Source organism: Streptomyces phytophilus (assembly GCF_013870535.1).
Lineage (GTDB): Bacteria > Actinomycetota > Actinomycetes > Streptomycetales > Streptomycetaceae > Streptomyces > Streptomyces phytophilus.
In genome coordinates, this window is the sequence record NZ_JACBXC010000145.1 from 1 (window position 1) to 8,555 (window position 8,555).

Here is an 8,555-nt window from a genome sequence, read left to right on the forward strand (position 1 = left end):
CGACGGCCGCTTCGGCGGCGGACGGATCCGCCGGGGCGATGCCCAGCGCCGCCGACAGCGACGCCGCATCGGCGGCCCCGCCCGAACGCACCGCCCACAGCGCGGCCTTCGGACCCAGCCCGTTCTCCACGACGGCGGTGTGCATCCAGTGCGTACCGGTCTGCACGTGCCCGCGGCGCACCCACTTGGCGACCCGCTTCCCGAACTCCGCGAGCCCGAACCCCTCGACGGTGCGCACCACGTACCCCTCCTGGCGGAGGGTGTCCAGCCGCAGCCCCCGCAGCACCCGCTCGTCGAACACGCCCCGCCACAGCACCGGGGGCACCGGCACCCCCAGCCGCCGCAGGAACCGGACCGACCGGTCCCAGTCCAGGCAGCGGTCGCCGTCCCAGACCGAGAACCCGTAGAACCGGCTCTCCAGGTCCTCGTAGGCGATCGAATGCCGCGCGAAGACGTTCTCTCCGCACACCCGCCGGCCCCGCGGTATCTCCCCGCCGATCCGACCCTGAAGGCCCTTCACCCACGCCCGCGACGGATGGTGCGCCGAATCGAGGGACCGGGCGTGCAGCCCGTCGGCGTACAGGGTGGTGTTCTCGCCGTCGAGTTTCTCGGTGACCACGACCTCGCGGCCCCGCAGCCCGGACAGCTCACCGGCCCGTATGTCGTCCGAGGCCGCCCCAGGGGACCACGGCAGATGCGGTGTACGGGGGTAGTGCACACGCATGATCCGGCTCCGTGACGACGGCGGGTTGGGCCACTGTAGAAGCGCCCGCACAGGCGGCTCCAGCGAATAACGCGCCGGCGCGCGGCTGTCGGTCGGTGGGGTGAATTCCCCGCCCCCAGGTCGTGCGCCTGACGTGGACGACGCGCCGGGGCACCGACACTGGGCCCCGTCGTGCCCCTGGAGAACGGACTGCGCGCATGGACAGATCGACGGCGTTGCAACTCGCGGCCGATGAGCTGGAGGAGCGGGAGCTTCGCAAGAGCCCCATCGAGATCATCGACTACGTACCGAGCGACCCGGCCCGCGGGCTCCTGACGCCGCCGGGGTCGATCATGGTGTTCCTGGACCGCGCGGGCGCGCCCGTGCTCGACCGGATCCGGCAGGTCGTGCTGGACGGCTCGGGTGAGGACGTCCGGCTCGCCCAGGAGATCAGGGACCTCTTCGCCGCCCGCGAGAAGGTGAGCTACTACCGCGCCTACCGGCTGCTCCGCGAAGCGGAGAGCTTCGCCACGATCCGCTACGGCGGCCGGACCCTCGTGACACACGCCTTCCCCGCTCCGGAAGCGGGCCTGGCGGCGATCGAGAACCCCTACAACGGGGGCCGCCTGGCGCCGGACGAACTGACCCTGGTCGAGCACCTGATCCCCGGCGCGCGGGGCGGCCTGGCCGCGGTCGCGGTGCGCCACATGCCCCCTCTCACCGAAGCCGAGCGGGCCGCGGTGGAGCAGGTGCCCGACGACCAGCTCGAAATGAACCTCACCCTCCGGGCCGGCTGCTGCGACAGCTGGACCGGTTTCGTCGAGCAGCTCGCGCAGATCACGCACGCGACCATGTACTGCATGATGGAGGCCGCCGCCCGGCAGGACGCCCCGCTGCCACCCGGCGAGATCGAGCGCCTCGGTCCCGCGGCCTCGGCACGCCGGCTGCTGAACCGGCGCCGCGAACTCCTCGGCCACGACCACGCCTGAGGCACCGGACATGCCCGGACTCGCCGGACCCGCGTACGCGGCCCTGTGCGCCCTGTGGATCGTGCTGACCGTGGCGTGCCAGCCGCACTCGCGGGTGGCCGCGAAGATCCGCAGGTACGACTTCTTCGCGCTGATCCCGCGCTGGACCTTCTTCGCCCCGACCCCCGGCACGCAGGACTTCGTGCTGCTCCGCCGCTACCGCACGCGCGACGGCCGGCTCACGCGGTGGCGGGAGACGGCGGGCACGGCCGCCGGCGGCCGGCCGCTGTGCGCCGTCTGGAATCCGGCCCGGCGGCACACCAAGGCCCTGCTCGACGCGGCCCAGAGCCTCATGGAGCTGGCGTCCCAGGGGCGCAGGCCGGAGGAGATCGAGCTGACGGGACCGTATCTGGCGCTCCTGGCCCACGTGTCGGCGCAGCCCTGCGCCGAGGAGCCGCGCGCCGCCCAGTTCGCCCTGGTGATCCAGCGGAGTTCCGCCTTCGGCGAGGCCGCTCCCTCGGTGGCCTTCGTCTCCTCCCTGCACACGATCGACTGACGGGACGACCCGGGGGAGTCCATGGAGCGGACCTCGTGAACGCCGACCTGGCCGTGCGCCTCACCCTGGCCATCGGCGGTGTGGGCGTGGCCATCTCCTCCTGGGAGTACCTCACCCGCCCCGCGCTGCTGGCCGACCACGCGATCGCCGGCTGGCCGGTCGGCCGGTCCTGCCGGCCCTGGCGGCTGTCCCGCCGTGCGGACCGCGCCGTCGACCTGGTCCTGCGCTACCCGAACGTCCTCGTCCTGGTGACGCTGCGGCTGGCGGCCGCGCTGGCGATCGTGATCGGATCCCCGGTCCCGGCCGCGGTCTGCCTGGGGGTGGTCGCGGCAACGTCCCTGCTCCTCGCCGTACGCTCCCCGTACGGCAGCGACGGCGCGGACCAGCTCTCGATGATCATCTTTGTCGCGGCGTTCTGCGCCGCGGTGATCGGCACCGGCGCCTCGCGGCACGTCTTCCTCTGGTTCGTGGCGGCCCAGGCATGCTGCGCGTACGTCGCCGCGGGCCTCGCCAAACTGATCTCGCCGGTCTGGCGCGGCGGCAGCGCCCTCGGCGGCATCCTCGGCACCCGCACGTACGGCCACCGCCGCCTGGGGCCCGTCGTCGCCTCGCACCCCCGCGCGGCGAAGCTCGCGGGATGGTGGGTGATCGCGCTGGAGTGCGCGTTCCCGCTCGTCCTGCTGGGTGAGCCGCGGGTGACCTACGCGGTCCTGGCACTCACGCTCGCGATGCACCTCGGCATCCTGGTCCTCATGAGGCTGAACACCTTCCTTTGGGCGTTCGCCGCGACCTACCCGAGCGTCATCTACTGCACGCTGCGCTGAGGGGCCGCCGGCGTACGGCACGCGAAGGCAGCGACCGGACCGACATGCGGCCAGCGGCCAGACCAACACACCGATTGCGGCCAGATCAATATCGATCTTGCGGCTGAATCAACACACATGCGCTCCCCTTCGGCCCGCGCTTTCGTGCCATGCCGCTCAGCGCCCTGTGGGAGACACCCGCCGCGGGAGCTGAGCGCACCGCCGCCCGCCGGCGGGACCGCCGCCGCACCTCCAGCGGCAGGGTGGGCGGTGGCCGTCAGCACTCCACCACGTTGACCGCGAGGCCGCCGCGGGCCGTCTCCTTGTACTTGACCTTCATGTCCGCGCCGGTCTCCTTCATCGTCTTGATCGCCTTGTCGAGCGAGACGAAGTGCTGCCCGTCGCCGCGCAGCGCCATGCGGGCCGCCGTGATCGCCTTGACCGCCGCCATGCCGTTGCGTTCGATGCACGGGATCTGGACCAGCCCGCCGATCGGGTCGCAGGTCAGGCCCAGGTTGTGTTCGATGCCGATCTCCGCGGCGTTCTCCACCTGCTCCGGGGTGCCGCCCAGGATCTCGGCGAGGCCGCCGGCGGCCATCGAGCAGGCGGAGCCGACCTCGCCCTGGCAGCCGACCTCCGCGCCGGAGATGGAGGCGTTCTCCTTGAAGAGCATGCCGATCGCGCCCGCCGCGAGGAGGAAGCGGACCGCGGTGTCGTCGTCGGCGCCCGGGACGAAGTCCGTCGCGTAGTGCAGGACCGCGGGGATGATGCCCGCCGCGCCGTTGGTGGGGGCGGTGACGACGCGGCCGCCGGCGGCGTTCTCCTCGTTGACGGCCATGGCGTAGAGGGTGACCCACTCCATCGCGTGCGCCGCCGGGTCGCCCGCCGCGCGGAGCTGGCGGGCCTCGCCCGCGGCGCGGCGGCGGACCTTCAGGCCGCCGGGCAGGATGCCCTCGCGGGCGGTGCCGCGGGCGACGCACTCGCGCATCACCCGCCAGATCTCCAGCAGTCCGGCCCGGATCTCCGCCTCGGTGCGCCAGGCGCGCTCGTTCTCCAGCATCAGCGACGACAGCGACAGGCCCGTCTCGCGGGTGCGGCGCAGCATCTCGTCGGCGGTACGGAACGGGTGCTTCAGCACGGTGTCGTCGAGCTTGATCCGGTCCTCGCCGACCGCCTCCTCGTCGACGACGAAGCCGCCGCCCACCGAGTAGTACGTCTTCGCCAGCAGCGTCCCGCCGTCCGCGTCGTACGCCGCCAGCGTCATGCCGTTCGCGTGGTACGGCAGCGAGCGGCGGCGGTGCAGGACGAGGTCGGCGGAGGCGTCGAAGGGGATCTCGTGGTCGCGCCCTATCTCGGCGCCCAGCAGGTGCAGCCGCCCTGTGGTGCGGATGCGCTCCACCTCGCCCTCGGCCCACTCGATGTCGACGGTGCGCGGCGAGTGGCCCTCCAGGCCCAGGAGCACGGCCTTCGGAGTGCCGTGGCCGTGGCCGGTGGCGCCCAGGGAGCCGAAGAGTTCGGCCCGTACGGCGGTGGTGTGGGCCAGCAGGCCCTCGTTCTTCAGCCGGCGCGCGAACAGCCGGGCCGCCCGCATCGGGCCGACCGTGTGCGAACTCGACGGCCCGATGCCGATCGAGAAGAGGTCGAAGACGGAGATGGCCACTCGGGACTCCCTTGTCCTTTCGTGGGGCGTGCGCGTGCGGGGTGCGGGATCGCAACGGCTTGCGCGTACGTCCCCGGGGTCCGGCGGCCCGCCGCGTGCAGGCCGGGCAGCCGGACCGTACGGGCTACAGGCCGGGGTACAGCGGGTGCTTGGCCGCCAGGGCCGCGACCCGGGCGGCCAGGGCGGGCTTCTTCGCCTCGTCGAAGCCCTCCTTGAGGGCCTCGGCGATGACGTCGGCGACCTCCTCGAAGTCCGCGGCGGTGAAGCCGCGGGTGGCCAGCGCGGGCGAGCCGATGCGCAGGCCGGAGGTGACCATGGGCGGCCGGGGGTCGTCGGGGACCGCGTTGCGGTTGACGGTGATGCCGATCTCGTGGAGCCGGTCCTCGGCCTGCTGGCCGTCCAGTTCGGAGTCGCGCAGGTCGACCAGGACCAGGTGGACGTCCGTGCCGCCGGAGAGCACCGAGACGCCGGCCGCGCGCGCGTCGTCCCGCAGCAGCCGCTCCGCCAGGATCCGGGCGCCGTCCAGCGTGCGCCGCTGCCGCTCCTGGAACTCCGGTGACGCGGCGATCTTGAACGACACCGCCTTGGCGGCGATCACGTGCTCCAGCGGCCCGCCCTGCTGGCCGGGGAAGACCGCCGAGTTGATCTTCTTGGCGAGGGCCTGGCGGGAGAGGATGACCCCGCCGCGCGGGCCGCCGAGCGTCTTGTGCGTCGTGGTGGTGACGATGTCCGCGTACGGCACGGGGCTGGGGTGCAGGCCCGCGGCCACCAGCCCGGCGAAGTGCGCCATGTCGACCATCAGCAGCGCGTCGACCTCGTCGGCGATCCGGCGGAAGCCGGCGAAGTCGAGCTGCCGCGGGTACGCGGACCAGCCGGCGATGATCAGCTTCGGCCGCCGCTCCTTGGCCAGCCGCTCGACCTCGGCCATGTCCACCAGCCCGGTCTCGGCGTCGACGTGGTACGCGGCCACCTCGTACAGCTTGCCGGAGAAGTTGATCTTCATGCCGTGGGTCAGGTGCCCGCCGTGGGCCAGGTCCAGGCCCAGGATCGTGTCGCCGGGCTTGAGCACCGCGAACATCGCCGCCGCGTTCGCCGACGCGCCCGAGTGCGGCTGGACGTTCACGGCCTCGGCGCCGAAGAGCGCCTTGACGCGCTCCCGGGCCAGCTCCTCGGTGACGTCGACGTGCTCGCAGCCGCCGTAGTAGCGGCGGCCGGGGTAGCCCTCGGCGTACTTGTTGGTGAGGACCGAGCCCTGCGCCTCCAGCACGGCGACCGGGGCGAAGTTCTCCGAGGCGATCATTTCGAGGGTGGACTGCTGGCGCTTGAGTTCGGCGTCCACGGCGGCGGCGACCTCGGGGTCGACCTCGTGGAGCGAGCCGTTCAGAAGGGACATGGGACCTTCCGTGGAAAGAGGGGGACGCGGGCGGGCAGGGCTGCGGCGGCGGAGCTCAGCCCGCGGTGAACGCGGTGTACTCGGCGGCGGACATCAGGTCGGCGGACTCGCCCGCGACGCGCACCCGGAACAGCCAGCCGTCCCCGAACGGGCCGGAGTTGACCAGCGCGGGGTCGTCCACGACGTCCTGGTTGGCCGCGGTGACCTCCCCGGTCACCGGCGCGTAGAGGTCCGAGACGGACTTGGTCGACTCCAGCTCGCCGCAGGACTCGCCCGCGGTGACCGCGTCGCCGACCTCCGGGAGCTGGACGAAGACGACGTCGCCGAGCGCGTCCGCGGCGTGGGCGGTGATGCCGACGGTGGCGATGCCGTCGTCGGTCGCGACCCACTCGTGTTCCTTGCTGTAGCGCAGGTGCTCAGGGTTGCTCATGAGGCGATTCTCCAGGATCGGGACGTGAGTGACGTAACGGGGCGCAGACGGCGGGACCGGCTGCCGCCGCCGGAGGGTCAGGAGCGCTTGTAGAACGGCAGGGCGACGACCTCGTACGGCTCGTGGCTGCCGCGGACGTCGACGCCCACGCCGGTCGCCGCCGCGGGCCCCGGCTCCGCGTGCGCGGCGTCCACGTACGCCATGGCGATCGGCTTGCCGAGCGTGGGGGAGGGCGCGCCGGAGGTGACCTCGCCGATCCGCCGGCCGCCGGCCACGACCGCGTACCCCGCGCGCGGCACCCGCCGGCCCTCGGCGACCAGGCCGACCAGCACCCGCGGCGGCTCGGCCGCGGCGCGCCCGGCGGCCTGTTCGAGGGCCTTGCGGCCGACGAAGTCGCCGGGCTTGTCGAGCTTGACGACCCGGCCGAGGCCGGCGTCGAAGGGCGTGAGCGCGGTGGTCAGCTCGTGCCCGTACAGCGGCATGCCGGCCTCCAGGCGCAGGGTGTCGCGGCAGGAGAGCCCGCAGGGCACCAGGCCGTCGTCCGCGCCCGCGGCGGTCAGCGCCGCCCAGACGGCGGGCGCGTCCGCGGGGCGTACGAACAGCTCGAAGCCGTCCTCGCCGGTGTAGCCGGTACGGGCGATGAGCGCCTCGGCGCCGGCGACGGTGCCGGGCAGGCCCGCGTAGTACTTCAGGCCGGCCAGGTCCGCGTCGGTGACCCGGCCCAGGATCGCCGGCGACTTCGGGCCCTGCACGGCGATGAGGGCGTACGCCTCCCGGTCGTCGCGCACCTGCGCGCCCGGGAAGCCGGCGGCCCGCTCGATCAGGGCGTCCAGCACGGTCTGCGCGTTGGCGGCGTTCGCGACGATCATGTACTCGTCGTCGGTGAGCCGGTAGACGATCAGGTCGTCGAGGATGCCGCCGTCCTCGCGGCAGATCATCGTGTACCGGGCGCGGCCGGGGCGCACGGCGGAGAGCCGGCCCACCAGGGCGTAGTCCAGCAGGGCGGCGGCCCCGGGGCCGGTGACGGCGATCTCGCCCATGTGGGAGAGGTCGAAGAGGCCGGCGCGGGTGCGCACGGCGACGTGCTCCTCGCGCTCGCTGCCGTAGCGCAGCGGCATGTCCCAGCCGGCGAAGTCGGTCATGGTGGCGCCGAGGGCGCGGTGCGTGGCGTCGAGCGCGGTACGGCGCGGTGCAGGGCTCTCAGTGGTCATCGTCTGGCTCCCGGACAGGGGGTGGTCGTGTCCTCCCCATCTGTCATCGGAACCTGAGAGGTTCGCCACGATCCCGCGGGAGCGTGGCTTGCACCTTGGGTGGGGCGGCGCCGGCGCACGGCTGTGCTCCAGAGCGCCACCCGCTTTTCAGATCTGCCTCGCCCGCGCGGTGACGGTGCCTGAGAGATTCAAGGGAGGACTTGCTCCTTCGGCGCCCGGTGCGAGTGGCACCGGGACTCTCCCGCGCGGATTCGAACGGCCGGTATGCAGTTGGCGGGGCCCATCATTGCACGCGGCGCCGATCGCGGGACAGGGCGCAGAACGCGCGAGGCCGTCTTCCCCTTGCCTCCTTGTCGAGCCCCGCCGCTGTTGCGACGCTTGTGGACGGCAGGCGGCGGCGGTGCGGGGCGTGGGAGGCAGCGTGACGGTGGAGCAGGCGGCCTCCAGGGAACGGCTTCGATATCCGGAGGGGGACATCGTCGTGATCTCCGGGCTGCCGGGGAGCGGCAAGAGCACCCTCATGCGGCGTACGCGGCCGCGGGCGGAGGTGCTGCTGATCGACTCGCAGTACGTACGCGAGCGCTGGGCGCGCAAGGTGGGCACCCGGCTGCCGTACGCGGTGTACCGGCCGTTAGTCAGGGTCGACCACTACGCGCGGCTGCGCCTGGCGGTGCGCGCCGGCGGCAGCCTCGTCGTGCACGACTGCGGCACGCTGCCGTGGGTGCGGTGGTGGCTGACCAGGCAGGCCAGGCGATACGGGCGCGGGGTGCACGTCGTGGTGCTGGACGTGCCGGCCGAGGTGGCGCGGGAGCGGCAGGAGCGGCGCGGGCG

General features: G+C 73.2%; 9 protein-coding genes and 1 riboswitch. Of the genes, 4 read left to right on the plus strand and 5 right to left on the minus strand.

Annotated features, from left to right (window positions below; all coding sequences use genetic code 11):
• Positions 1-724, minus strand: a 724-nt coding sequence (locus tag H5J30_RS10335; protein WP_181787128.1) for an RNA ligase family protein, incomplete at its 3' end; no start/stop codon positions are given.
• 197 nt (positions 725-921) lie between these two features.
• On the opposite strand from H5J30_RS10335, the gene H5J30_RS10340 reads away from it, so the two are divergent.
• The 3 genes from H5J30_RS10340 to H5J30_RS10350 are packed head-to-tail and all read left to right on the plus strand — an operon-like array spanning position 922 to position 3,051.
• On the plus strand, positions 922-1,692 hold the full coding sequence (locus tag H5J30_RS10340; protein WP_181787129.1) for a hypothetical protein: 771 nt from the start codon (positions 922-924) through the stop codon (positions 1,690-1,692).
• A 10-nt stretch (positions 1,693-1,702) separates the two neighbouring features.
• A complete protein-coding gene (locus H5J30_RS10345) occupies positions 1,703-2,227 on the plus strand; it encodes a hypothetical protein (RefSeq protein WP_181787130.1) in 525 nt (174 codons plus the stop codon).
• A 35-nt stretch (positions 2,228-2,262) separates the two neighbouring features.
• Positions 2,263-3,051 (plus strand): HTTM domain-containing protein, encoded by a 789-nt coding sequence (locus tag H5J30_RS10350; protein ID WP_181787131.1) that lies wholly within the window; start codon positions 2,263-2,265, stop codon positions 3,049-3,051.
• A 256-nt stretch (positions 3,052-3,307) separates the two neighbouring features.
• On the opposite strand, the gene H5J30_RS10355 is transcribed toward H5J30_RS10350, so the two are convergent.
• From H5J30_RS10355 to gcvT, 4 genes are all read right to left on the minus strand, one after another.
• Positions 3,308-4,690, minus strand: a complete 1,383-nt coding sequence (locus tag H5J30_RS10355) for an L-serine ammonia-lyase (RefSeq protein WP_181787132.1) — start codon at positions 4,688-4,690, stop codon at positions 3,308-3,310.
• Positions 4,691-4,814: 124 nt separating this feature from the next.
• Positions 4,815-6,083 (minus strand): serine hydroxymethyltransferase, encoded by a 1,269-nt coding sequence (gene glyA, locus H5J30_RS10360; RefSeq protein WP_220188743.1) that lies wholly within the window; start codon positions 6,081-6,083, stop codon positions 4,815-4,817.
• A 55-nt stretch (positions 6,084-6,138) separates the two neighbouring features.
• The gene (gene gcvH, locus H5J30_RS10365; RefSeq protein WP_181787133.1) at positions 6,139-6,513 is read right to left on the minus strand and encodes a glycine cleavage system protein GcvH; all 375 of its coding nucleotides are present in this window, start codon (positions 6,511-6,513) and stop codon (positions 6,139-6,141) included.
• A gap of 77 nt (positions 6,514-6,590) precedes the next feature.
• Positions 6,591-7,724, minus strand: coding sequence for a glycine cleavage system aminomethyltransferase GcvT (gene gcvT, locus H5J30_RS10370; protein WP_181787134.1), 1,134 nt, complete (start codon positions 7,722-7,724; stop codon positions 6,591-6,593).
• Positions 7,725-7,881: 157 nt separating this feature from the next.
• Positions 7,882-7,978: riboswitch (glycine riboswitch) on the minus strand.
• Between the two features lie 167 nt (positions 7,979-8,145).
• Here gcvT and H5J30_RS10375 point away from each other — a divergent pair.
• Positions 8,146-8,555, plus strand: a 410-nt coding sequence (locus H5J30_RS10375) for an AAA family ATPase (RefSeq protein ID WP_309505486.1), incomplete at its 3' end; no start/stop codon positions are given.

What these genes read in the sequence shown, in the direction of transcription:
- gcvH (WP_181787133.1), bottom strand. Translation starts at nt 6,513, where the DNA reads ATGAGCAACCCTGAGCACCTGCGCTACAGCAAGGAACACGAGTGGGTC.
- gcvT (WP_181787134.1), bottom strand. Translation starts at nt 7,724, where the DNA reads ATGACCACTGAGAGCCCTGCACCGCGCCGTACCGCGCTCGACGCCACG.
- H5J30_RS10340 (WP_181787129.1), top strand. Translation starts at nt 922, where the DNA reads ATGGACAGATCGACGGCGTTGCAACTCGCGGCCGATGAGCTGGAGGAG.
- H5J30_RS10345 (WP_181787130.1), top strand. Translation starts at nt 1,703, where the DNA reads ATGCCCGGACTCGCCGGACCCGCGTACGCGGCCCTGTGCGCCCTGTGG.
- glyA (WP_220188743.1), bottom strand. Translation starts at nt 6,083, where the DNA reads ATGTCCCTTCTGAACGGCTCGCTCCACGAGGTCGACCCCGAGGTCGCC.